Here is a 24,227-nt window from a genome sequence, read left to right on the forward strand (position 1 = left end):
GCTTTTACCTACACTTCGATATCGGCAAGATTGCCGTAATCTTCCAGCCACTTTTTACGATCACCGGCACGCTTCTTGGCCAGCAGCATATCCATCATTTCCATGGTGCCGTCGCCGACGGTCAACGTCAGCTGTACCAGTCGCCGGGTCTCCGTCGACATCGTGGTTTCACGCAGTTGCAGCGGGCTCATCTCACCCAGCCCCTTGAAGCGCTGGACGTTGGGCGTGCCGCGCTTGTTGGCAAGCTGCTTGAGAATGGCGGCTTTTTCGCTCTCATCCAGGGCGTAGTGCACCTCTTTACCCAGATCGATACGGTAGAGCGGAGGCATGGCTACATAGACGTGGCCCGCATCCACCAGGTTCGGGAAGTGACGCACAAACAGCGCGCACAGCAGCGTGGCAATGTGTAAGCCATCGGAGTCGGCATCGGCGAGAATACAGATCTTGTGATAGCGCAGTTTTTCCAGATCAGCACTGCCGGGGTCTGCGCCAATGGCGACGGCGATATCGTGCACCTCCTGGGAACCGTAGATATCGTGGGTCTCCACTTCCCAGGTATTCAGGATTTTACCGCGCAGGGGCAGTATCGCCTGGGTCTCGCGGTTACGCGCCTGCTTGGCACTGCCGCCAGCGGAGTCCCCTTCGACCAAAAACAGCTCACTCTGGGCAGGGTCTTGGCCGGAGCAGTCCGCTAGCTTACCGGGCAAGGCCGGGCCGGACGTGACCTTTTTACGGGCGACTTTTTTGGCTTTTTTCTGGCGATTTTGCGCCGCGCTAATGACCAGCTCGGCAATCGCTTCGGCTTGATCCACGTGGTGGTTCAGCCATAGCGAGAAAGCGTCTTTAACGACGCCGGAAACAAAACCGGCAATTGTGCGCGATGACAGCCGCTCTTTGGTTTGCCCGGCAAACTGCGGGTCGAGCATCTTCACTGAGAGCACAAAGGAGGTGCGCTCCCAGAGGTCATCGGCGGTGAGTTTGATGCCGCGGGGCAACAGGCTGCGGTATTCGCAGAACTCACGCAGCGCGTCCAGCAGCCCAGAACGAAAACCGTTTACATGGGTACCGCCCTGGGGGGTGGGAATCAGGTTAACGTAGCTCTCCAGCAGCGCTTCGCCGCCTTCTGGTAGCCATTGAATCGCCCAATCGACACCGTGCTCGTCGTCATTGAAGTGGCCTACAAAAGGCTCCTTGGGCAGTACTTCATAACCATCGGTGGCTTCAACTAAGTAGTCGCGCAAACCATCGGCGAACTCCCACTCGGTGGAGGTGCCGTCAGGTTCTACCAGCGTGACTTTTAAGCCGGGACACAACACCGCTTTGGCACGCAGCAGGTGTTTCAGCCGGGTTAGCGCTAATTTGGGGCTATCGAAGTAGCTCTCATCCGGCCAGAAACGCACCAAAGTGCCACTTGCCCGCTTGGGGGCTTTGCCAATTTCATGCAGCTCTTCGACTTTCTCACCGAACTCGAAGGCCATGGCATGGCGTGCCCCATCCCGGGTAACTTCGACGTCTAGCCGGCGCGATAGCGCATTAACCACCGAGACCCCTACCCCGTGTAGGCCGCCCGAAAAACGGTAACTAGTGGAGGAGAATTTGCCACCCGAGTGCAATTTGGTAAATATCAGTTCAACGCCTGAAACACCGTGCTCAGGGTGTAGGTCGATGGGCATACCACGGCCGTTATCCTGCACTTCAATCCCGCCGTCGCTATGCAGCACGACGTTAATCATGGTGGCGTGGCCCGCTAGCGCTTCATCGACGCTGTTATCAATAACTTCCTGAGCAAGGTGGTTGGGGCGTGTGGTGTCGGTATACATACCGGGACGCTTACGTACCGGCTCGAGGCCCGACAGGACTTCGATGGAACTCGCGCCGTACTGAGAGGCATCAAACTGGGTCATGTAACGTCGGTTCCCTGAAAAATCGTACTGGCAGCCATATTGATTGCTGAAACGAGTGATTGGCGGCTTGCAAAGAAGCACAGGATAGCGGAAAAGCAAAAAGCTGTATATCTAGCCATGTTTATCAAGAGCAAGGTGGTAAAGGGCTACCCCATCAATGAGACTTAGAGGGGCGCCTTTACTTACTCGCTTACTCCTTTTCCACCGCCCAAAACGCCTCAATCAACCCACGGCTAGAGGCATCCATCCGCGATAGATCTCCCTCATGGTCGATAATCTTTTGGGTATCAGTGGCAATCTGTTTGCCTAGCTCAACGCCCCACTGATCGAACGGGTTGATATCCCAAATCACCGCCTGAACAAAGACTTTGTGCTCGTAAAGGGCGATAAGCGAACCCAGGGTCGCTGGGGTGAGCTGGTCAAGCAGCACCGTCGTCGAGGGCTGGTTACCACGATAACGCTTGTGCTCTGGCCGTGGGCCGTCGTCTTCCAAGGCGTCATCACCAAGCATTAATACGCGGGACTGCGCAAAACAGTTGGCCAGTGCCAGGCGATGCTGGGTTTTAAGGTGGCGGCGGGTATCCGGGTCTTCCACCTCATCGTAGCGCTTGAGCGGCGCGATAAAATCACATACCACCGGTTGAGTACCCTGATGCAATAGCTGATAAAACGCGTGCTGGGCGTTGGGGCCCAACTGACCCCAGAGCACAGGACAAGTGGAGTAGTTAATCGGCTGGCCTTGACGGGTAACCGACTTGCCGTTGGACTCCATCTCAAGCTGTTCAAGATAGGCGGCGAAATACTCCAAGCGCCCATCGTAGGGCAGAATGGAGTGCGCACGGATATCCAGGAAGTTGACATTCCAGATTCCCGCTAACGCCAGCAGCACGGGCAGGTTCTCCGCCATTTCTGCCTCAGCAAAATGGCGATCCATGGCGTGCGCACCGGCTAAAAACTCGCGGAAATTCGCCATCCCAACCACCAGCGCAATGGGTAAACCAATGGTGCCCCATAGCGAATAGCGCCCGCCTACCCACTCCCAGAAGGTTAATTGATGATCGTCAGCAATGCCCCACTCGGTCATTTTCTCAGGGCTCGCCGAAACACCAATAAAGTGCTGACGCACCACCAGCTCAGCGCTAATCGGCGTCGCACCATGCTGGGTCAAGCGACTAAGCAACCACTCCCGAGCGGTGTTAGCGTTGGAGAGCGTATCAATGGTGGTGAACGACTTGGATGACAACACAAAGATAGTGGTTTCAGGATTCAACCGGCTCAGATAGTCCGCTAACTGGGAGCCATCCATGGTGGAAGCAAAATGCACCTCAACCGGATGAATATCTTTGGGCCGAAAATCTGCCAACGCATGGGTAACCATTAACGGGCCCAGATCTGAACCGCCTACGCCCAGGTTAACCACATGCCGAATCGGCTTGCCGGTGGCACCACGCCACTGCCCTGCGTGCAGCCGACTGACCAAGCGCTCCATTTGGGCAAGGCTTTCGTGCACGGCAGCGACGATATCTTCCCCCTCAACCTCAAGCGTCGCATCGGCGGGTAAACGCAGCGCCGTATGTAACGCCGGGCGGTTTTCGCTGACGTTCACTCGCTTACCGCTCAACAGCGCCTCAATGGCAGAGGGTACGCCCGCTTCACTGGCCAGCGTAAACAGATGCTCGAGCGTATCATCATCCCAGCGCTGCTTGGAAAGATCCAGCGTCAAGCCCGCCACCTGGCGAGTAAAGCTTTCCCAGCGGGAAGGCTCGGTGCCAAACAGCGTTTTCAAGTGGACATGCTGCAGCGTTTCAGCGTGATGCTTTAACGTCTGCCATGCCGGTAACGTATCGGGTGTAGCGCTTGATGCTGAGGCCATTTAGCTTCTCCAGTGGCGTCGATCCTTGCAGCGGGGTTCATTAAACAGGTTAATAACCTTAAACAGGGCTGTTCTATGTGAGTCTGTGCTAGACAGGCCTGTTCTAGTCAATTAAGGGCGCGTAAACTAGCACGCCTTTTCCATGATCCCGGCTTGCCCATGAGTGATGCATCTTACCGTGACGCTATCTTTTCGACACCCCTTGACCGAGTCGCGCGGTTCTCTTTCGACGAAAAGGTGGTCGCCTGCTTTCCTGACATGATCCGCCGATCGGTACCCGGCTACGGGCAAATTCTTGGCATGTTGAGCTTAATTGCCCAGCGCCACCTGCGCCATGGCGCCCATGTCTATGATCTAGGCTGTTCGCTGGGCGCTTCCGGCCTTGCGCTGGCAGGGGCGCTGGCGCCTGACGCCTTTCGCTATACGGGCGTTGACCTATCGCCCGCCATGGTCGCCCAGGCTCGGCAAACCTTTGCTGACGAGTGCCCAGCGTACGCTATGCAGGTCGAAGAAGCCGACATTCGTACCCTCGAGTATGCATCTTCGGGCATGATCATTCTCAATTTTACCCTACAGTTTCTACCCGCCGCCGACCGCGATGCACTACTGGCGCGGCTTTATGCAGCGCTGGAACCCGGCGGCGTGCTGATTCTCTCGGAGAAAACCGTCGACGCCGACGAGCGCGACAACGCCTGGCGGGTAGAACGCTACCACGATTTCAAGCGCGCCAATGGCTACAGTGATCTGGAAATCAGCCAGAAGCGCACCGCTCTTGAGAACGTACTGGTGCCGGATACCCTCGATGCACTTCATGGTCGTTTGAAACAAGCAGGTTTTCCACGTTCGATGACCTGGTTCCAGTACCTTAACTTTGCCTCGCTGATTGCGTTTAAGGAGGGTTAAAGGTGGCGCCACTACCCGACGATCATCGCGCAATTTATCAGGCGTTTTTAGATCAAGCTACGCTTGATGCCTCACTAACGCCCTGGTTAGCGAAGCTTCCCGAGCAGTTAGCTCACGGGCTTGACCGTAACCGCCACGGCGATTTATCCGCCTGGGAAAAAGCCGTGGCCAAGCTTCCGGTGCTGCCCGCCGAGCGGCGCGTGGATTTAAACAGCGACACCGTCAGCGTTGATCTCGATCTTAGCGATAGCCAGCAGCGCCAATGCTTTAACCTGCTTAGAAAGCTTGCCCCATGGCGTAAAGGCCCTTTTCAGCTAGGCGGCATTTATATCGACACCGAGTGGCGCTCTGACTGGAAGTGGCAAAGAGTGGCGCCACACCTGGCACCGCTAAAATATCGCAAAGTGCTCGATGTGGGTGGCGGCAGCGGTTACCACGCTTGGCGGATGGCCGGGGCAGGTGCTGCTTTTGTGCTAATCATCGACCCTTCGCCACGTTTCTACTGGCAGTTTCAGGCAGTACGCCACTTTGTGGGTGATGCGGATGGCGGCAAAACGCAGTTTTTACCCGTGGGCATTGAAGATGTGCCTGAGAATCTGGGCTTTTTCGATACGGTATTTTCCATGGGCGTGCTCTACCATCGCCCTGCCCCGTTGGAACATCTTCAGCAGCTAAAAGCCGCGTTAGTTCCGGGCGGCGAGCTGGTGCTAGAAACCCTGGTAGTCGAAGGCGACGAGCAGACCGTATTTGTGCCCGGCGAACGTTACGCCGCCATGCCCAACGTCTACTTCCTGCCCTCTTCTCAAGCACTCTGCCACTGGCTGGAGCGCTGCGGCTTTACCAACGTGCGCGTGGTCGATGAAGCCGTTACCACGTTAGACGAGCAGCGCTCGACGGAGTGGATGACCTACCAATCGTTGGCTGATTTTCTCGACCCCAACGACCGCACCCGCACCATTGAAGGCTACCCTGCACCGCGGCGGGCGGTGATTTTGGCGAATAAGCCGGGCCAATTAGCCGTTAGCCGTTAGCCGTTAGCCGTTAGCCAAGTGTGCGAAGAAGGTGTCAAAACCGCCCCGGCGTCCGCCAAGCCGCCGCATTGAATTGCCCCCCAAATATTGACTTATACTAAAACTCATAGTAACAGTAACTTTTCCGAGGGGTGCCTGTTATTCAGGCTGAGATGGAGTTATCCAAACCCTTTGAACCTGATCCGGCTGATACCGGCGTAGGAACGGACATAAACCATATATGAATCTGTTTTGACACCTACGCCTGTATTATCCGAATCTCAATGCAGGAGTGTATCGTGTCGCAAGGTAACTCAACGCCCGCTAACGCATCTACGCTCAGTAGTACCTCCCCTTTTAACACGTCTGATAAAAACCGCCTGAACTCCGTACTTGCCAAGCCACGCTTGGCAGCAATCGCCGTAACTCTGCGTAATAATGAAGTTCTCCTCGTCCAACGCAGTAAAGAACCTCAACGGGGCACTTGGGGCTTCCCCGGAGGATCAGTGGAACCGGGAGAAAGCCTACATTGTGCAGCAAAGCGCGAATTAATGGAGGAAACCGGTATCACAGCATTGGTAGGACCGTTAATTGATGTAGTAGAAGTAATCGGATATGACCCAGAGGGAAGTCACCACCACTTCGCCTTGGTTGCCCTTTTATGTCACTACGTTGATGGCGAGCTACGGCCTGGTGATGATGCTGCGGACTGCCGCTGGGCGAAAGTTATAAACGGAAAACTCAACTTCAATGAAGCCTTAGCTGATCACGTCGCAGATACTGTCGTGAAAGCCTTTAATTTGCACAGTTTGATCGTCAAAGAAAAATCAAACGCGATTCACAGCTCCAATTCAGCTTTTTAAACTACTCGCCATCATTCGTATCAGCAAAATACGCCTCTTTGTCCACCGAAAGAGATGAATATAATGATGCACAAACATTATACGAATTTCACCAGCCTCTACAGAGATACACTGCATAAAATCTGCTTTGAATATGAATATGTTAACTCACCTAGAGGAAATAAAGAGCGAGAACTCATTGGCTTCAATATCCGACTCGACAATCCTCCTGATCGTTTTTGTCTAAGCAAAATACGCAAACAAAATATTGTTTTTAATTATGCAGAAGCGTTATGGTATTTATCAGGTAAAAACGACTTAGCATTTATTTCCTGGTACGCCCCTTCAATGCAACGCTACAGCCCAGATGGTATAAGCTTACCTGGTACTGGTTACGGAGCTCGTCTTAAAAACTTTGGTGCAGACACGCTCGATCAAATCGAACGAGTGATTGATATCATTAAAAATGACGATCCCGACAGTAAGCGCGCTGTCCTTCAAATATTTAGTGCGGAAGAAGATCTTTATCGACGCAATATCGACGTTTCATGTACCTTGGGTCTTCAGTTGCTACTCCGCGAAGAAAAGTTGAACATGGTCAGCTATATGCGTGCAAATGATGCCTACGTTGGCATGCTGAACGATATTTTCTCTTTTACTTTCTTGCAAGAGTATATTGCTGCCCGCATAGGCTGCAAAATCGGTCACTACACACATCAAGTTGGTTCTATTCACGTCTATGAAAGCACACATGAGCGTGCGCTTGAACTTTTGAATAGTAATGAAACTATACCCCAGCCAGGCACAGTACCTTTAATGCCAATTGGCACCTCCCCGACTACCATACGCAAACTATTGGAATATGAGTCAGAGATCCGTAGCGGCTTGTTGACGTTTAATGATATGGCTAATCTTAACCTAACGACGTATTGGCGAGATGTGCTGATGTTGTTCTGGATCTATCGCCAAATCAAGATAGGGAATGCGCTGCCTCAAAAGGCGTTAGAGATAATTAACCCCTACTATCAACCGTTTCTTATTAATCGCTGGGGATAGTACAAGCATTCATACATGAGCAAATATTAGGGGATTTATTTTTATGAATACTAATTGGACTGAACAAAATATCGCCGAGCTTTTTGACGCTTATGATGATTGGGTGGAGAATGCTTTTGGCTATCAACCACTCATCGCGGAGTTAACCTGCTCTTATGGCAAGGGAATTAGTGTATTGGACTACGGCTGTGGCAGCGGCAAAGTGTCCAGAAGATTAAGAGACGACGGATTCGACTATGTCACCGGTGTTGACATCTCTTCAACAATGATTGAAAAAGCAATATCCGCAGGCACTAACCGTCTTCGCTTTGAGCAAATCCATGGTCCAAATTTGCCATTTCCTGATAACAGTTTTGAAGCTGTCATTAGTTGTTTTCTGTTTATTAACATTCCCGAAAGACGTGAACTAGTACGCATCACTACGGAAGTAATGCGCGTACTTAAACCTGGCGGCTCCTATTACATCCTCGACACTCATCCTCAAACCACCGGAGTCGATTATCCGACCTACCGCAATGGAGAGCATGGTATTTCCTATCAAGACGGAGATAATCGCCCAGTCTACCTCACGATACCGGGAAGGCAGCAACCATTAGAGATTGTCGACAAACAATGGGGTTTATCCACATATCGAAATACATTCGCCGCAGCGGGGCTTTCACTAACCACAGAGCGTAATCTACCATTTGACAATTCGCAGTTGCCAGTTCATACGAGTGAATTCCGCACTCTACAGGACACAAAACCCTATATTCTACTGCGCGCCACAAAGCAATAAAGACAGACAATAGGTATTAACTAAGTGCCTATGCAAAAGTAAATCAGGTATAAATATCTAGTAAGCTACTGATTTTTTTTTATAACCTTTAATGCACGAAAAATTATGCATAGACACTTAGTGGCACTGAAAACACAGCTTCAATACACGCTCACCGCCGCAAAATCACCAGCCAGCGCCCCAGGTTCATAACACTGGCCAGCGAGGCGGCCACGTAGGTAAACGCGCAGGCGGTGAGTACGTGCCGGGCACCGGGCATATCGTAAGGCGGGACGTACTCTTTCAAGAGCGGCAGCGCCCGGTTAAAGCTGGCATCAAACTCAACTGGCAGGGTCACAAAATGCACCAGCGCCGCGGTGCCAAAGCTGATCACCGCCATGGCAATTACAATGGCTAAACCACCCGGCAGACGCGTCAATAAAAACAGAAAAGGTGCAGCCATCATCAGTACAGCGCCGAGTTTCTCAGCTTTTTGGGCAACGCCGACTAAGCGGCTACGCGCCAGTAGCGGCGTGTAGCCCTGGTGATGCTGAATGGCATGCCCTACTTCATGGGCAGCCACCGTGACGGCCGTTAGCGAACGCCCATCGTAGTTATCCGGTGAAAGACGTACGCAGCGGGTTTCAGGGTCATAATGGTCACCGAACTCAGTGCGCTCAACGCTTGCACCCTCAATCCCCAGTCGGCGCAGCAAGTGATCGGCAAGCTCTGCACCCGTCCCCGGGTAATCGTCACGACCGCGGGTATGGCGTTTAAGCACCCACTTGGCCCAAACATTGGGGAGCACAAATACTGCCAGCGCAAAAATGATCAGCACAACAACCATGGCAGCCCCTATCTACAAATAACCGTCGTTAAACACACTTCTTCGTAGCGTACTTTTACCATGGGGACTGACTTGGCAACAGCGTTATGCGGGATCGTTGCGGTGCTCCTCAACTTCGCGCTGTACTGCCGCTAAGCCGTGGGCAGAGATATCGCCCTGGGCGTGGGCGTGTTCGGCAATCAGCACGCTATCCGCGGCGAGCACTAAATCACACTGGGTGCCGGCCAACTCATCCCGCAACCGCTGGATCGCCTGCTCGCGCTTGGGGTTTTTATCCACTTGACGAATATAAATCGCTTTAATCCGATCTGGGTAGGCTTTCACTATCTCGGTATACACTTCTGGATCGTGTTGACCGCTATCGCCAATGAGAATACACGGCATATCATTATAAAGCGTCAACATACGGTCGATCAGTTCGCGCTTATGCTCTTCTGCACGGCGCGGCCAAGGCTTGCGCAAAGAGATGCCCCATTCGCGTAAAAAGATAATCGGCCCAACGGGGATGCGGTTGATCTGAAAAAAGGTTTCGAGCATTTCGTATATCGCCCAAGGGCCACGGGATACATACAAAATGGGCCGCTCAGCGCGTTCACTAACGCCACGATGTAAAGCTTGATAAAGCGGCGCAACACCGGGGAAAGCGGTGCGGCGATGAGGTTTTTTAACAAATAAGCGATAAAGCATTTTGAGCTTTTCCGCCACCCCGGTAAACATAACGGTGTCATCAATATCACTGATGATCAGCAAATCCGCCTCTGACGGAGGTACATAAACTTCTACGTGAGTACGTACCGGCGTCTGCCCCGAGCAATGCACTAAAATATCGGCGCGGTGCCAAGAGACATCAATGGGCAGGGTGTGACTAATCGGTAAGTGGACGTCGAAATAGCCATCTCGATCCGTGCCGACGCAGAGCTTATTTTCGCCGATGTGAATTTCTACCTGCGCATCGGCCAGCCCCTGGCGTAAAACGCGCCGCGCCACGTCCGCAGTATCGCGTAGCATGCCATGGCGAGGAATGGCTCGACCTAGTGCGGCTTGGCGAAACACCCGGCCCATGACAAAAACTTCACGTTGGGAACCATAGCCGCGGTAAGGATGAACCACCATTCCGCCGCGGCTACTGTCTCCTTTGATAGGTTTGGCAATAACGTGGACAAGCCTTTTGATAAAGCTTGTCCACTGACGCAATACGCTCATCAAGCGTGTTGACCGGAGTGACGCCCTTCCTGCAGCTCTTCGAGTAACTTGGCGTTAAAGGCATCCAAGTCCTTCGGCGTACGGCTGGTCACAAGACCGCTGTCCACAACAACTGGCTCATCGACCCACTCAACGCCGGCATTGCGTAAATCTTGCGCGACGCTGTGTACCGAGGTCATGCGGCGGCCTTCAACCACGCCCGCATTAATTAAAATCCACGGCGCATGGCAAATAGCAGCAACAGGCTTACCTGCCTGGAAAAACCCTCTTACGAAACTCAACGCATCGTCGTTGATGCGCAGTTCATCGGGGTTGAATAAACCACCCGGCAGTACCAAGGCGTGGTAGTCAGACTCACTGGCATCAGCAAGGGCTTTATCGGCTTCATAGGTGTCGCCCCAGTCGGTTTCCGCCCAAGCGCGGACTCCTTTACCGTCGGGGGTGACCACATGAACCTCAACACCCTCTTTCTGTAAGGCGGCGCGCGGTACGCTCAGCTCAGACTCTTCAAAACCAGCTGCGGCTAAAATAGCAACACGCTTACCGTTTAGTGCTTGTTTCATCATGCTCTCCTTTTCGTGATGATTTGCGTTAGTAACGCCCCACTAGTGTGGCGTATATTGAATCAGGGTCAAGCTCTCCTACTGACGCCGCAGGTTAGCGAATAGCGCGCTAGGCGTTATGCACAATCCTTCCTAGTTCAGCAATATCATAACCTCCTAACTGTGTTGCCCTCTCGGCAAAACGCGCTTGATGAGCAAACGCCAACAGGCGCTGTATTGAAGGTTCGAAATAACTGCGCCGCTGCATAATTAAATCAAACGGCTCATCGCAAAGTGTAACGAAGCCGAGGTGCTGGCGATGGGCGGCGGCTTCAACCCCCAGCCCAACATCCGCCTCACCCTGACCAACGCTAAGCGCCAAATCATCTTCACTTAAGGAGGCATGGGGCGCCCAGTTGATCGCCGAGCTTTCAATGCCTGCTTGTTGTAGCAAACAGTGCAGCAACCGTGCTGCTCCAGCGTCGGGCTGGCGATGCGCCACGCGGATCCCGGGCCGTTTTAAATCATTTAGCCCAGAGATGCTCATCGGGTTGCCAGCGGGTAAAAGCAGCCCTTGGCGGCGCTTTGCCCAATGCACTATCAACAGATCACGCATGCCGCTTAAGCCGAGCGCGCTGGGTTCGTTATAGCGCTGAGTAGAAGCATCCAGCAGATGAATGCCCGCCAACATCGCCTTGCCGTCAAGCAACCGCCGCACGCCGTCGCCACTGCCTTGGCAGAGCATCGCCAAATCAGAGCCGCTTTCCCGAATAGCCCACTCCAACAGTGGATCCTGGCTACCGGCTGCTACTAGCGGCACTGATAAACGCTGCGCCTGATCGCCTTCTAAATGGTTCAGCACCCATAAATCGATCTGTTGGCGGGGAAACAGCAACTTTCCCGTTACCCGACTACAGGGAATCTGGCCTTGGCGCACCAAGTCATACACCTTGCGCTCTTTTAAACGCAAATAGTCAGCGACTTCTGCGGTGGTCAGGTAAGTATGTGGTTCAGACATCGCAAGGTAGCCTCGCTGGGTAAAATGCAAACCTCTTTTGTATTTTAACTGCATATGACTGCATAAATTTCAGGACGCAGTGCATTAAGTCATTTTTCGATACATCATGCCAATTCTCAGATAACAGTTTTCCTACAACAGCTCTTCATACAAAAGTGAAACCGACGCTCAATGCTCACCAGTGATAATGCTTTTAGTACTGCTCTCACCCTGATCCTGAGTATGGATAGCGCGCTAATCTCCATCGTGATGCTCTCGCTGCAGGTATCGCTGATGGCGGTATTGATTGCCAGCCTGATAGCCCTGCCCTTAGGCGCTGCTCTGGCGCTATGGCGCTTTCCTGGACGTAACGTCGTGATTGTCGCCCTCAATGCCTTGATGGGCTTACCGCCAGTCGTGGCAGGGCTTTGTGTCTACCTACTGCTTTCGCGCGCAGGCCCACTGGGTGAATGGGGGCTGCTGTTTACGCCAACAGCGATGGTGATAGCCCAAGTGATTCTGGTACTACCCATTATTGCCGCCCTCACCCGCCAGCAGGTTGAAGCGCTTCACGGAGAGTATGCCGAGCAGTTGAACTCACTGGGGCTAACGCGCCTACGCATGATCCCCACCCTGCTATGGGACGCACGCTTTGGGCTGTTAACGGTGATCCTGGCAGGCTTTGGCCGCGCCAGCGCCGAAGTGGGCGCAGTGATGATTGTGGGCGGGAACATCGACGGCGTCACCCGCGTGATGACCACCAGCATTGTGTTGGAAACCAGCAAGGGCAACCTGCCTATGGCCCTTGGCTTAGGGATCATTCTGCTCGCCCTGGTCACCATGATTAACGCGATTGCCCACATAATCGGCGAAACGGCGAAAAGGCGGCTGGGATGAACGCACATCATACGCCCCCCGTCGCCACCCTTGAGCTCGACAGCGTGAGCTTTATCCATCGCGGCCATACCCTGCTTAGTCCCACATCGATGCGCCTTGCAGGCTGCCAGCGAACGCTAATAATGGGGCCGAACGGTGCGGGCAAAAGCCTATTAATGCGTCTAGCTCACGGCCTACTAACGCCCTCCAGCGGTTCGGTTCGCTGGCAAGGGGTTCAGCCCGCGCAAGCCATGGTTTTCCAACGCCCTGTGCTGTTACGCCGCTCAGCGCTGGATAACCTGACCTATGTGCTAGCCATCAATAAAGTGGCGCGACCAGAACTGAAAGCGTTACCTCGAAAAACCCAGGCGATGAGTGCCCTTGAGAAGTTTGGCTTAGCACACCTAGCCAAACGGCCTGCGCGGGTGCTTTCCGGTGGCGAGCAGCAGCGTTTAGCGTTGGCACGGGCCTGGCTGCTCAATCCCCAAGTGCTGTTTTTAGACGAACCCACCTCGGCGCTCGACCCCGCCGCCATCAAGGCCGTTGAAGATGCCGTACTGGAGTTTCATCACAGCGGTACACGTATCGTTATGACCACTCACGACTTGCACCAAGCACATCGCTTAGCCAATGACGTGGTGTTTTTGCACAACGGCGAACTACTTGAACACACCCCTGCCCGCGACTTTTTTACCGCCCCCACCTCACCTGAGGCGGGGGCGTTTATTCGCGGCGAGTTGGTCTGGTAGCTCCAATATAAGTGAGCCCTAGGATTGAAGAAAAACGATTTATGAAAAGCGATCAAGGAGCAAAAATGAACAAAACTACCGCACTTATCACCGCTGGCACCCTAGGGCTGACCTTCAGCGCTACGCTGATGGCGGCCGATGACTACATTACCCTGGCCTCCACGACCTCTACCGAAAACTCTGGCCTGTTTGACGCCATCATCCCCGCATTCAGCGAAGAGACCGGGATTGATGTGCACGTGGTCGCCGTGGGCACCGGCCAGGCATTTGAAATTGGTCGCCGTGGCGATGCGGATAGCCTGCTGGTTCACGACACCGCAGGTGAAGAAAAGTTTGTGGCCGATGGCTACGCCACAGAACGCTTGAATGTGATGTACAACGATTTCGTAATCGTCGGCCCGAGCGATGACCCTGCGGGCATCCGTGACAGCGAAACCGTCATCGATGCCATGCAGCGTATTGCCGAGAGCGAGTCCCCCTTTGCTTCACGTGGGGACGATAGCGGCACCAACCGCGCGGAATTGCGCTTGTGGGAAGATGCCGGGGTCACGCCACAGGGCGAGTGGTACCGCGAGCTGGGCAGCGGCATGGGCCCTACGTTGAATACCGCCGCGGGCATGGACGCCTATACGTTTACCGATCGCGCCACCTGGGTCGCCTTTGACAACCCACAAGACCTCACCTTGCTGTTTGAAGGCGATGAAGCGCTATTCAATCAGTATGGCAGCCTATTGCTCTCGGCAGAGCGTCACCCGCACTTGAAGCACGACCTCGCCGCTCAGTGGCACGAGTGGTTGGTTTCTGAACAGGGCCAGCAAGCGATTGCGGATTTTGAGGTAGATGGTCAGCAGCTGTTTTTCCCTAATGCTGAGTAAATCTAATCACCTACCGCCATTGCGAGTAGCTTGCGACGAAGCAATCTCATACCGGCGATGGCACTAACTTTGAGATTGCCGCGCTGCGCTCGCAATGACAAAAGCAAGATTGCCGCGTCGCTTCGCTCCTCGCAATGACATAAGGAGAACTCCTCGCACGGATGTGAGGAGGCTCATGACCGGAGCTTATGCCGGTTAGCGGCTGAATAAACCGCTGATATCTTTCGCTTCCCAGTGAGGGAAATGCTTACGCACCAGGGCATTTAGGTCACGTTCAAAGGCGGCCCAATCGGTGGCGTTTGAAGCATTGCCTGGGGCGCTGGCGGTACCGCGGATCATACCGGCTCCTACGGTCACGTTGGTCAGCCGATCAATGATGATAAAGCTACCGGTACCGGGGCTGGTGCGGTAATCATCCACCGGAATAGCGGCGGTCAGTTCCACGTCACAGCGGGCAATCGCATTTAGCCCCAGCGAGTGAGTGGCATGCTTCTCCAGGGTATTGACGTCGATTTGGTAATCAATCGCACTGATCTGACCGGAAAGATCGCGGGTCGCCAGTTTGAAATCGTAGAGCTTACCTGGCGTTAACGCCTCTTCCTGCATCCAAACAATATCGGCTTTAAAGGTGTTGGAGAGCGGCAGTTCGCTATCCGCTGCCACCAGCCAGTCGCCACGGGAGATATCGATTTCATCTTCCAGAGTCACAGTGATCGCCTGACCTGGATAAGCGGCCGCAAGGTCACCATCAAAAGTGACAATCCGTGCAACCCGCGACGTTTTACCCGATGGAAGTGCCTTAACGGCTTGACCAGGACGTAATACACCCGCGGCTAAGGTGCCGCAGTAACCGCGAAAATCAAGGTTCGGGCGGTTAACGTACTGAACCGGTAAACGCAGATCGCTGAGGTTCTGGTCGCGGGTAATCTCGACACTCTCTAATAGCTCGATCAGTGTTTCCCCCTGGTAAGCATCGCTAAAATACCAGGGCGTTTGTTCGCTGCGATTGACCACGTTGTCGCCATTCAGGGCCGACATCGGTACAAAGCGAATGTCAGGTGCTTGCAGATTGGTGGCAAAGGCTCGGTACTCATCGACTATCTCGTTAAAGCGCTGCTCGGAGAAGTCCACTAGATCCATCTTATTGACCGCAATCACCAGGTGCTGAATACCTAGCAGGTCGGCAATAAAGCTATGGCGGCGAGTCTGGGTCTGCACACCGTAGCGGGCATCGATCAGGATAATCGCCAGGCTGGCGGTTGATGCCCCCGTGGCCATATTGCGGGTGTACTGCTCATGCCCAGGCGTATCGGCGATAATAAACTTGCGCTTATCGGTAGAGAAAAAGCGGTACGCCACATCGATGGTAATGCCCTGCTCACGCTCTGACTGCAGCCCATCCACCAACAGCGCCAGATCAACGGTATCACCAGTAGTACCACTGGTTTTAGAAGCCTGAGTGATCGCCGCCAGTTGATCTTCAAAGATCATTTTCGAGTCGTGAAGCAGACGGCCAATCAGCGTCGATTTGCCGTCGTCTACGCTACCGCAGGTGATAAAACGCAGCAGGTCTTTGTTTTCGTGCTCGTGCAGGTACTGCTCGATATTATCGGCGATTAAATTAGATTGGTGAGACATCAGAAGTACCCCTCGCGCTTTTTCTTCTCCATCGAACCCACCTGATCGCGATCGATGGCGCGGCCACTGCGTTCACTGGTTCGGGTCAGCAGCATCTCTTGAATAATTTCCGGAAGCGTCGCGGCTTCGGATTCCACCGCGCCGGTTAGCGGGTAGCAGCCAAGCGTTCGAAACCGTACCGACTTCATTTCCGGCACTTCGCCAGGTGCTAACGGCATACGGTCGTCATCGACCATAACTTGCATACCGTCGCGCTCGACTATGGGCCGCTTGGCCGAGTAGTAGAGCGGCACGATGGGAATCGACTCTAAGTAGATGTACTGCCAGATATCCAGCTCGGTCCAGTTAGAGAGTGGGAACACGCGGATCGATTCACCTTTATTGACCTTAGCGTTATATACGTTCCAAAGCTCAGGGCGCTGGTTCTTGGGATCCCAACGGTGATACTTATCGCGGAACGAGTAGACGCGCTCTTTGGCACGCGAGGCTTCTTCATCACGACGCGCGCCACCAAAGGCCGCATCAAACCCATACTTATCCAGCGCCTGCTTGAGCGCCTGGGTTTTCATGATATCGGTGTATTTGGCGCTGCCGTGGTCGAACGGGTTGATATTGGCTGCCCGCCCCTCTTCGTTGGTGTGCACGATCAGTTCCATACCCGCCTCTTCAGCCATGCGGTTACGGAACTCGATCATTTCGCGAAACTTCCACGTGGTGTCCACGTGCATCAGCGGGAATGGCGGTGTACCGGGGTAAAAAGCTTTGCGCGCCAAGTGCAGCATTACCGACGAATCTTTACCGATGGAGTACATCATCACCGGGTTGGCGAACTCAGCGGCAACTTCACGGATGATATGGATAGACTCGGCTTCTAATTGCTTGAGGTGGGTCAAGCGCGCGGCATCAGGGGCATTAAAAGCCTCCCCCTGCGTCGCTGAAGATGAAGAACGCGTCTCTGAAGACCGCTCTTTTGACGACAATGTAGACAATTGGGTCATGGCCCCTTACCTCACAAGAACAAGCTCGTCACACAAGCTAAAATCAGCGTACGTTATAGATAAATGTACGTTCGAATGTGAGTAGGGTAACGCCGAGCCGGTAATAACCCAAAAGAATTAATAACTATCTTTTTATTCCTAAAAAACCTATCTAGAAATAAGAGAGCAATTAACGTCTAATCAGTGCGCTCTATCCAGCTCTGCCACTCGCTTCCCTGGGCATCGCTATACGCCAAATCGATAACCCGATAGCCAGGGCGGGAAGCTTCATCAATGGCAAACTGCTCGGCACCGGGCAGAAACTGATCGGCCATCGCCGGGCAGCCATAAACATCAATAGTGGCCTCACCTATGCCTCTACCTGTGCCTAAAATATGATGCTCGGCGTAGGCTTGGTGCGCGTGACCAAACAGGATGATCTTGACGTGCGGGTGTTTACTTAGCAGTTGCCAAAATGCGTCGCGATCTTGTAGGCCAATGGCATCCATCCACACCGCGCCGACGTCCACCGGTGGGTGGTGCATGGCTATCAGCGTGGGCCGGTCATCGTTCTCTAACTGTTCAGCGAGCTTAGCTAGCCGCTCGCTTCCCAGTTCACCGTGGGGTTTGCCCTCCACCTGGGTATTGAGCAACAGGATGCGCCACGAATCCAAGTCCACTTGTTCAACCATCGGCCGCTCGGCCGCCATGAACTCGGGCTGATCGTGATTACCCGGCAGCCAGTACCAGGGGCAAGGCAACTGCTCCAGCGCCTGCATCGCCAAGGCGTAGGAAGCGGCCGATTCATCCTGGCTAATATCACCAGTAAACAGCACGATATCGGGCTTTTCGGCGACAACGGCATTCAACACCTGCTGAAACTGCCGCCAGGGTATGCCCGCCCGGGAACGCGCTTCGATATCCGCATAGAGATGGGCGTCGGTAATTTGCACCACACGCATTAGGGCATCTCCGGCACGTCGACCGTGTGACCGTGAGCAAGGCCATGAGCCAGCCACTCGCCCAAGAAGCGGTTGAGTTGAAGCTTCTCATCCGGCTGATGCATCCGGGCATTGGGGTAGCGGTAGCGGCCACTAAAGTGGCGCTCGCGCTGAAAGTCGGTCACTTCCGCCATGCGTACATCGTGATAAAGATGTACGCGCATACGCGGCCCTTCCAAAACGGTATCTAGTGGGCCGGTCTGAGAAACATTCACCATGGTGGTGTAAGGCGCCTGCTCTTGAATATACAGATGCAGATCACCGAAATGCTGTTTATCACCGCGCAAGGCAATATCGCGGCGCTGGCCGGCCTCCATATCGCCCACCAGGCGCACCAAACGTAAATAGTTGGCGCTGCACTCCCCTTGGAGCGATTTTAAATCGGTGACATAGGCCATTCTCGCCATGTTCACTCCTCGTCGGTTTCGCTTTGCGTCAAAGCGCGCTGCGAGGCAGCACGCAGTGAGGCTCGCTGACTATTCAGCCAATGTAGACCAATTAAACACATGGCGTTGTCGAGTCGCCCCTTCTCTAAGAGCTCCCAAGCGTTAGCGAAAGGCATGACGTGAACACGAATATCCTCATGCTCTTCATCTAGGCCATGAATCCCACCTAATCCTTGGGTATCTACCAAACCACAAAATAGTGTCACTTGCTCGCTGCAGGCGCCAGGGCTGGGATAATACGTGTGAAGTTTGGTCAGTTGGGCCACTTTACAACCGGCCTCCTCCCACGCCTCGCGACGCGCCACATCTTCCAGCGATTCGTCTTTTTCGACCAAACCAGCCACGAGCTCGAGCTTCCAGGGAGAAACGGAATCATCAATGGCGCCGGCACGAAACTGCTCAATGAGCACCAATGAGTCGCGTTCGGGGTCGTAGAGCAGCACACCCACTGCATCAAAGCGATTATGCACTTCACGACGCATGGGTTCGCTCCAACCGCCTTCAAACAGCCGGTGACGAAGCTCTAAGGCTTCCAGGCGGAAAAACCCCTGGTGTAGCGTCTCCCGCTTAAGCAGCTCAACATCATTGCGCTTTAAGTCTGGAACGCTAAGAGCCGTGTTTTTAAAAGGAGGGCGCTGAAAATTAGGATTCTGAACAGCATCGTGCTTGGAGTTGGACGCCATGAGGCACTCCCGGTGGTGATAATCGATCTATTATCAATGCTTGCCACCGGGAATGCCAATTCAGCGGGGGATTTACAGCTGCTTAAGCAGCGCTTCGGCATCACGGCGTAGCGCTTCATCGGAGGCTTGCCGGTTGTCTCGAGCGGTGCCGTTAACCGCTCGCTGGGCGTGCTCGCGAGCGGCCTGCTCATTGCCCTCTTCTTTCAAAAAGGCAGCGTAGTAGTAGTTCACATCGATGCCGTCTGGGCGGATCTCCAAGGCACGCTGGAACATGCGTTCAGCGGTATCACTATTGCCAAAACCGAGTGGCCGCCCCGGAGCGCGATCGTAAAGCGCACCTAGCGTGACGTAGGCGGAACCATTCAACCCCTGAGGATCTATTTCAATCGCCTTTTCTAACGCGTCACGCGCATCACCTGCGATTCCTAATGCGCCTAAACCACTGCGCTCACGGGCATAAGAAGCCAGAACTATTCCCTGCCAAACAAGTACATCAGCTTCATCGCTGTACTGCTCGGCCAACTGCTCCGCTTCACCTGCCAATGCCTTTAACGTGCTCTCGCGCTCGTTGGCGGGCATCTCAGTCACGGTATGCTCCCACCTGTTTTTAAGCGAAAACAGCTCGCCTTCAAAGGCAGAGGCGGTTAGCGGAGACAGCATCAGCGCGCTGCCAATAGCGGCGGCGATTAATGAGCGCGGTAAAAACATACGTGGAAAAGAGTGAGTTCGCATACATGCTCCTAACATTATTGTTGTCCTACTTAGACCCACCAATGACGGGCCTCTAGCCCAATATAGCAAAAAATGTAACGAACGTTTGAATGATTTACCAGTAGCATGCTGCTTGGTTGCTTCGCGCAATTAACGTAAGGTGGGTAGCTCGAAACACGATGGGGAATAGGTAATGAAAGGCCGCAACATGACCCGCTGGCGCGATCCAGCCAAAGATCCGCGTCAAGCCCCTAAGAGCAATCTGATTACCCCAGAAGGGGCGGCTCGCTTGCGCGCTATCTTGGATCACCTATCGCGGGTTAAACGCCCGGATATTTCAGCAAAAGTCGGCGAAGCAGCCGCCCAGGGCGACCGCAGTGAAAACGCCGATTACACCTATAACAAGAAAGAGCTGAACCGCGTTATCGCCCGGATTACTTACCTGACGAAACGCTTGGACGAACTGCAAATCGTAGACCGCCTGCCAGCCGATACCAGCAAGGTGTTTTTCGGCGCTTATGTAAGCCTGGAGGATGAAAATGGCGGTGAGGTGCATCTCAGGATCGTTGGCCACGATGAAATCGACACCAAAAAGCGCTGGATCAGTATCGATGCACCTATGGCTAAAGCACTGCTCGGTAAACAGGTGGGTGATGAAGCAAAAGTGCTCACGCCTAACGGTGATACGTTTTATACCATCACCGCCATTGATTACACTGGCTAATCCCTGCGCCATTAACGCCGCCTAGGGCCTAATCTTGTAAGGAGTAGTCCACCGTGGTGACAACGCGAACACGTTTGGTTTGCGGCGTGTAGCTGTCCAAGTCCTCGATGGAGAAGTAGCCCTGGGTCGCCTGACGAATCTGGCCCACTTGGCTACCGGAATCTTCGGCAAACTGCTGTGCGGCGTTACGCGCATCCGCAGTGGCCGCCGCAATCATTTCAGGCTTGATCGCATCAAGTCCGGTAAATAGAAACTCCGTGCGGTATTCGTAGCTGGGCGAGAGCAATACGCCCTCCCGCACCAGTGAAGTCGCATTGGGGATTGCCTCGATCACGCCCTCGACATCGGGGGAGCGCAGTAGCAGTGTTGCTTCGGCGCGATAGCGCTCATCCGGGCGCTGACCACCGTACTGATTGCTATATTGGTCGGTAATCCGCGGCGGAGTGGAGCTAACATGCTCTGATGCAAACCCCTGGGCCTCCAGAAAATCGCGAATTGCCTGCTCGTCACTGGACAACTGCTGCTCAAGGTCACTCAAGCTATTAGCGCTGACACTGTAATTGAACGGCCACAGCACCAAATCCGCCGGCACTTCTCGCTCGGCTAAGCCGCGCACCGTGACGCTACGTGACGACTGCTGCCATACTTCTGCGGCGCCCTTGATATAACTACCGCTCCATACCAGCCCAAGCGCCAGCAGCCCGCCCAACAGAACGGCACTTCCCAGTACCGCCGTATTTCGAATATTTCCCGCCATTGCTGCCACTCCTACTCATACCGTTAAATTAACGACTTCTTAATTTGCATAATAGACCTTACCGGTAAATTCGTCGGCGGCTGAATGTGGCAAGTTTGAGGAAACGATGCAGAAGTGTTAATGATCAATCGATATCATGGCCTTGATAACCTGATTAGCGGGGTCACACCACTGGGGCATCTGGGCAGGCACGTCAGCAAGGTAAGCACGGTGGGTAATCATTGCTTCAGCATTGATGTCCCCACTATCCATCAGTGACACCACACTATCAAAGTCTTCCCGAGTGGCATTACGGCTGCCGATCAAGGTCAACTCTTTCTTGTGGAAATCAGGATCACTGAAGGTAATGTCTGCTTTGACTATACTCACCAGAACATAGCAACCGCCATGCCCCACCAGATCGAACCCAGCCTCCATAGCACGAGGGCTCCCTGTGGCATCAAACACCACATCTGCTAACGCACCGCCATTTAGCTTGCTGATCTGTGCAGCCACTTCCACTTCCTGAGGGTTCGCCACCGCATCGGCACCCAGTACGTCACGGCAAAAAGCCAGACGTGATGGATTGGTATCCACCATCAAGGTACGCGCACCCTGGCTTTTAGCGACCTGGAGTACGCCCATACCAATAGGCCCCGCACCCACGATGACGGCTAATTCATCCGCTTGTAGCACGCTACGCCTTACAGCGTGAGCACCAATTGCCATGCACTCCACCAGGGCCAATTGATCGATGCTAAGGGTTTCAGATACCACTAAGTGAGTGGTAGGTACGGCCAGGTACTCCGCCATGCCACCATCTTGATGTACGCCAATAACCTGCATGTTCTGGCAGCAGTTGGTTTTATGCTGCTGGCAGGCACGGCATTCACCACAATGCAGGTAGGGTATGACATAAACCTGCTTGCCCAGTAAGTGCTGGTCATGGTCATCAGCGACTTCGACTATCTCACCGGCAAGCTCATGGCCTAACACCCTGGGATATTCAAAATAGGGTTGATTGCCACCATACGCATGAATATCCGTTCCGCAGATACCGATACGGAGTATCCGTACCACGGCATGCCCAGAGGCACACTCTGGTTTAGCAGCGTGACGCAGCTCCAGATGTTGCGGCTTTGAACAGACAAGCACTTCCATAAGCGCGCTTCTCCTCGTTATGTTTAGGCCTGAACGACCCGCTGCCGCTGCACACCTAAGCCCTCAATACCTAAACGCATTTGCTGTCCATCACGAAGGTAAACGGCGGGCTTCTGGCCCATACCCACACCGGGAGGTGTGCCGGTGGAGATAACATCGCCAGGCTGCAAACTCATAAAACGGCTCAAGTAACTGATCAGAAAAGGCACTTGATACACCATGGTGCGCGTATTGCCGTCCTGGTAACGCTGGCCGTCTACCTCAAGCCACATACCTAACTGGTGTGGGTCAGCAATCTCATCACGGGTAACTAACCAGGGCCCCAAGGGGCCAAACGTATCGCAGCCTTTGCCCTTGTCCCAAGTACCACTGCGCTCCAACTGAAACTCGCGTTCAGACACATCATTAACCACGCAAAACCCCGCCACATGTGACATCGCCTCGGCTTCATCAATGTAACGACCACCCTTTCCAATAATTACCCCCAGCTCGACTTCCCAATCGGTCTTTTTGGAGCCACGGGGGATCTCCACATTGTCATTGGGACCACAGATAGCGCTTGTCCACTTATTGAAAATGACCGGCTCGGGGGGAACCTCGGCGCCGGTTTCTGCTGCGTGATCGGAGTAGTTGAGACCAATACAAATAAACTTGCCCACCTGACCAACACAAGGCCCCAGACGTACATCAGCCGCGACCTCTGGCAATATAGAGAGATCCACATCGCGAAGTTTCTGCAACCCTTCGTCGCTCAATACATCACCGGCAACATCGCTAACGAGAGCGGACAGATCACGCACCTTACCCTGACTATCGAGAATGCCCGGCTTTTCCTGTCCCGTCGTTCCAAAGCGTAAAAGTTTCATATTGTTATTCCTTCTGAAGTAATCAGTTAGCCCAACCACCGTCGATCAATTGCGTGGTGCCGGTAATAAACTGCGATTCATCACAAGCCAGGAAAGCCGCCAGCGCAGCCACTTCCTCCACTCGCCCCAGCCTACCCATTGGCTGACGGGCAATAAAAGAGGCTAGCACCTCTGCATCGCTGCGCCCCTCTTTACGTGCCTGCTCAGCAATACGTTGTTTGAGAGAGGGAGACTCAACGGTGCCAGGGCAGATCGCATTGCAGCGAATTCCCTGGGTCATAAAGTCCGCGGCGACAGACTTGGTCAGTCCGATCACCGCGGCTTTAGAGGTACCGTAAGCGCAGCGATTAGCAACTCCTTTAATGCTAGATGCCAGGGAAGCCATGTTGATGATACTGCCACTCTCTTTTGCCAACATGCCCGGTAAAAAAGCCTGCAAGGTATGAAACATTGAAGTGACATTCAGATCCATCGATCGCTGCCAAGTGGCCTCGTCGCATTCGAGTACGCTGCCACCTGCCACCATACCGGCGCAGTTAAACAGTACATCCAAGGTCGGTAGTGAAGCAGCTAAATGGTGGATCGCTTGGCTATCCGTGACGTCCAGGCGATAAGCTTCAACACCCGGTATCCCTTCTAAGCTGGCAATATCGATATCTGTCGCGAATACGCGTGCACCCTCGGCAACAAAGCGCTCGACGCTAGCACGCCCAATGCCGTTTGCAGCGGCGGTGATCAGTGCAGTTTTGTTCTTGAGTCTCATGTTATTGCACATCCCTAACGGCTAAGGCGCGCCCCTAAAAGCTGTGGCACGACCTTGAAAAGAATGGGAACATACATTAGGCCAAAT

Annotated in this window: 25 protein-coding genes and 1 riboswitch; of the genes, 9 read left to right on the forward strand and 16 right to left on the reverse strand. The window is 53.8% G+C overall.

All coding sequences use genetic code 11. The features are described 5' to 3' along the window. Window positions 1-8: 8 nt before the first annotated feature. Together parE and pgi are read right to left on the reverse strand one after the other, a co-directional pair. The gene (parE, locus tag K7H09_RS05345; RefSeq protein ID WP_161463467.1) at window positions 9-1,904 is read right to left on the reverse strand and encodes a DNA topoisomerase IV subunit B; all 1,896 of its coding nucleotides are present in this window, start codon (window positions 1,902-1,904) and stop codon (window positions 9-11) included. 190 nt (window positions 1,905-2,094) lie between these two features. After that, the gene (gene pgi, locus K7H09_RS05350) at window positions 2,095-3,777 is read right to left on the reverse strand and encodes a glucose-6-phosphate isomerase (protein WP_027959039.1); all 1,683 of its coding nucleotides are present in this window, start codon (window positions 3,775-3,777) and stop codon (window positions 2,095-2,097) included. A 159-nt stretch (window positions 3,778-3,936) separates the two neighbouring features. Here pgi and cmoA point away from each other — a divergent pair, with 159 nt between their 5' ends. The 5 genes from cmoA to K7H09_RS05375 all read left to right on the forward strand — a co-directional run bounded on the left by cmoA (window position 3,937) and on the right by K7H09_RS05375 (window position 8,366). Further along, a complete protein-coding gene (gene cmoA, locus K7H09_RS05355) occupies window positions 3,937-4,680 on the forward strand; it encodes a carboxy-S-adenosyl-L-methionine synthase CmoA (protein WP_022524005.1) in 744 nt (247 codons plus the stop codon). A gap of 2 nt (window positions 4,681-4,682) precedes the next feature. Further along, window positions 4,683-5,711, forward strand: a complete 1,029-nt coding sequence (cmoB, locus tag K7H09_RS05360) for a tRNA 5-methoxyuridine(34)/uridine 5-oxyacetic acid(34) synthase CmoB (protein WP_159176602.1) — start codon at window positions 4,683-4,685, stop codon at window positions 5,709-5,711. A gap of 117 nt (window positions 5,712-5,828) precedes the next feature. Then, window positions 5,829-5,932: riboswitch (TPP riboswitch) on the forward strand. 57 nt (window positions 5,933-5,989) lie between these two features. After that, window positions 5,990-6,553, forward strand: a complete 564-nt coding sequence (locus K7H09_RS05365) for an NUDIX hydrolase (protein ID WP_022524007.1) — start codon at window positions 5,990-5,992, stop codon at window positions 6,551-6,553. Between the two features lie 63 nt (window positions 6,554-6,616). Further along, window positions 6,617-7,588, forward strand: coding sequence for a thymidylate synthase (locus K7H09_RS05370; RefSeq protein WP_230803884.1), 972 nt, complete (start codon window positions 6,617-6,619; stop codon window positions 7,586-7,588). Window positions 7,589-7,631: 43 nt separating this feature from the next. Beyond that, window positions 7,632-8,366: a class I SAM-dependent methyltransferase gene (locus tag K7H09_RS05375; protein ID WP_230803885.1), complete on the forward strand. Its 735-nt coding sequence runs from the start codon at window positions 7,632-7,634 to the stop codon at window positions 8,364-8,366. Window positions 8,367-8,517: 151 nt separating this feature from the next. On the opposite strand, the gene K7H09_RS05380 is transcribed toward K7H09_RS05375, so the two are convergent. From K7H09_RS05380 to K7H09_RS05395, 4 genes are all read right to left on the reverse strand, one after another. Then, window positions 8,518-9,192, reverse strand: a complete 675-nt coding sequence (locus K7H09_RS05380) for a zinc metallopeptidase (RefSeq protein WP_230803886.1) — start codon at window positions 9,190-9,192, stop codon at window positions 8,518-8,520. An 84-nt stretch (window positions 9,193-9,276) separates the two neighbouring features. Beyond that, complete coding sequence (locus tag K7H09_RS05385) at window positions 9,277-10,305, reverse strand: App1 family protein (protein WP_230803888.1); 1,029 nt, start codon at window positions 10,303-10,305, stop codon at window positions 9,277-9,279. Window positions 10,306-10,394: 89 nt separating this feature from the next. Then, window positions 10,395-10,958 (reverse strand): type 1 glutamine amidotransferase domain-containing protein, encoded by a 564-nt coding sequence (locus K7H09_RS05390; protein ID WP_027959031.1) that lies wholly within the window; start codon window positions 10,956-10,958, stop codon window positions 10,395-10,397. Window positions 10,959-11,067: 109 nt separating this feature from the next. Beyond that, a complete protein-coding gene (locus K7H09_RS05395) occupies window positions 11,068-11,955 on the reverse strand; it encodes a helix-turn-helix transcriptional regulator (protein ID WP_230803891.1) in 888 nt (295 codons plus the stop codon). Between the two features lie 171 nt (window positions 11,956-12,126). Between K7H09_RS05395 and K7H09_RS05400 the strand changes: the two genes are divergently transcribed. The 3 genes from K7H09_RS05400 to K7H09_RS05410 all read left to right on the forward strand — a co-directional run bounded on the left by K7H09_RS05400 (window position 12,127) and on the right by K7H09_RS05410 (window position 14,434). Next, window positions 12,127-12,831 carry an ABC transporter permease gene (locus K7H09_RS05400; RefSeq protein ID WP_009287726.1) on the forward strand — a complete coding sequence of 235 codons (705 nt, stop codon included), beginning with the start codon at window positions 12,127-12,129 and terminating at the stop codon, window positions 12,829-12,831. Continuing rightward, window positions 12,828-13,559: an ATP-binding cassette domain-containing protein gene (locus tag K7H09_RS05405; RefSeq protein ID WP_039859750.1), complete on the forward strand. Its 732-nt coding sequence runs from the start codon at window positions 12,828-12,830 to the stop codon at window positions 13,557-13,559. Before K7H09_RS05400 ends, K7H09_RS05405 begins: the two co-directional genes overlap by 4 nt. Before the next feature lie 65 nt (window positions 13,560-13,624). Next, entirely contained in the window at window positions 13,625-14,434 is an 810-nt protein-coding gene (locus tag K7H09_RS05410) for a substrate-binding domain-containing protein (protein WP_039859749.1), read from the forward strand. Between the two features lie 195 nt (window positions 14,435-14,629). Here K7H09_RS05410 and cysN read toward each other — a convergent pair whose 3' ends face one another. The 6 genes from cysN to K7H09_RS05440 all read right to left on the reverse strand — a co-directional run bounded on the left by cysN (window position 14,630) and on the right by K7H09_RS05440 (window position 19,911). Then, entirely contained in the window at window positions 14,630-16,072 is a 1,443-nt protein-coding gene (cysN, locus tag K7H09_RS05415) for a sulfate adenylyltransferase subunit CysN (RefSeq protein ID WP_230803897.1), read from the reverse strand. Continuing rightward, the gene (cysD, locus tag K7H09_RS05420) at window positions 16,072-17,070 is read right to left on the reverse strand and encodes a sulfate adenylyltransferase subunit CysD (protein ID WP_009287723.1); all 999 of its coding nucleotides are present in this window, start codon (window positions 17,068-17,070) and stop codon (window positions 16,072-16,074) included. Before cysD ends, cysN begins: the two co-directional genes overlap by 1 nt. Before the next feature lie 176 nt (window positions 17,071-17,246). Then, complete coding sequence (locus K7H09_RS05425) at window positions 17,247-18,011, reverse strand: phosphodiesterase (protein ID WP_230803899.1); 765 nt, start codon at window positions 18,009-18,011, stop codon at window positions 17,247-17,249. Then, window positions 18,011-18,457 carry a DUF1249 domain-containing protein gene (locus tag K7H09_RS05430; protein WP_230803901.1) on the reverse strand — a complete coding sequence of 149 codons (447 nt, stop codon included), beginning with the start codon at window positions 18,455-18,457 and terminating at the stop codon, window positions 18,011-18,013. Before K7H09_RS05430 ends, K7H09_RS05425 begins: the two co-directional genes overlap by 1 nt. Window positions 18,458-18,459: 2 nt before the next feature. Beyond that, complete coding sequence (locus K7H09_RS05435) at window positions 18,460-19,179, reverse strand: NUDIX domain-containing protein (protein WP_041158009.1); 720 nt, start codon at window positions 19,177-19,179, stop codon at window positions 18,460-18,462. Window positions 19,180-19,251: 72 nt separating this feature from the next. Then, window positions 19,252-19,911, reverse strand: coding sequence for a hypothetical protein (locus tag K7H09_RS05440; RefSeq protein WP_230803903.1), 660 nt, complete (start codon window positions 19,909-19,911; stop codon window positions 19,252-19,254). A gap of 172 nt (window positions 19,912-20,083) precedes the next feature. On the opposite strand from K7H09_RS05440, the gene greB reads away from it, so the two are divergent. Next, window positions 20,084-20,614 carry a transcription elongation factor GreB gene (gene greB / locus K7H09_RS05445; protein WP_180090652.1) on the forward strand — a complete coding sequence of 177 codons (531 nt, stop codon included), beginning with the start codon at window positions 20,084-20,086 and terminating at the stop codon, window positions 20,612-20,614. A gap of 28 nt (window positions 20,615-20,642) precedes the next feature. Here greB and K7H09_RS05450 read toward each other — a convergent pair whose 3' ends face one another. The 4 genes from K7H09_RS05450 to K7H09_RS05465 all read right to left on the reverse strand — a co-directional run bounded on the left by K7H09_RS05450 (window position 20,643) and on the right by K7H09_RS05465 (window position 24,140). After that, window positions 20,643-21,371, reverse strand: a complete 729-nt coding sequence (locus K7H09_RS05450; RefSeq protein WP_022524022.1) for an SIMPL domain-containing protein — start codon at window positions 21,369-21,371, stop codon at window positions 20,643-20,645. 117 nt (window positions 21,372-21,488) lie between these two features. After that, complete coding sequence (locus K7H09_RS05455; RefSeq protein WP_230803905.1) at window positions 21,489-22,511, reverse strand: zinc-binding alcohol dehydrogenase family protein; 1,023 nt, start codon at window positions 22,509-22,511, stop codon at window positions 21,489-21,491. 23 nt (window positions 22,512-22,534) lie between these two features. Next, window positions 22,535-23,377, reverse strand: coding sequence for a fumarylacetoacetate hydrolase family protein (locus K7H09_RS05460; RefSeq protein ID WP_230803907.1), 843 nt, complete (start codon window positions 23,375-23,377; stop codon window positions 22,535-22,537). Window positions 23,378-23,399: 22 nt separating this feature from the next. Next, the gene (locus K7H09_RS05465; RefSeq protein WP_230803909.1) at window positions 23,400-24,140 is read right to left on the reverse strand and encodes an SDR family oxidoreductase; all 741 of its coding nucleotides are present in this window, start codon (window positions 24,138-24,140) and stop codon (window positions 23,400-23,402) included. Window positions 24,141-24,227 lie beyond the last annotated feature (87 nt).

The sequence above is a fragment of the Halomonas sp. IOP_14 genome, assembly GCF_021021315.1.
Classification (GTDB): domain Bacteria; phylum Pseudomonadota; class Gammaproteobacteria; order Pseudomonadales; family Halomonadaceae; genus Vreelandella; species Vreelandella titanicae.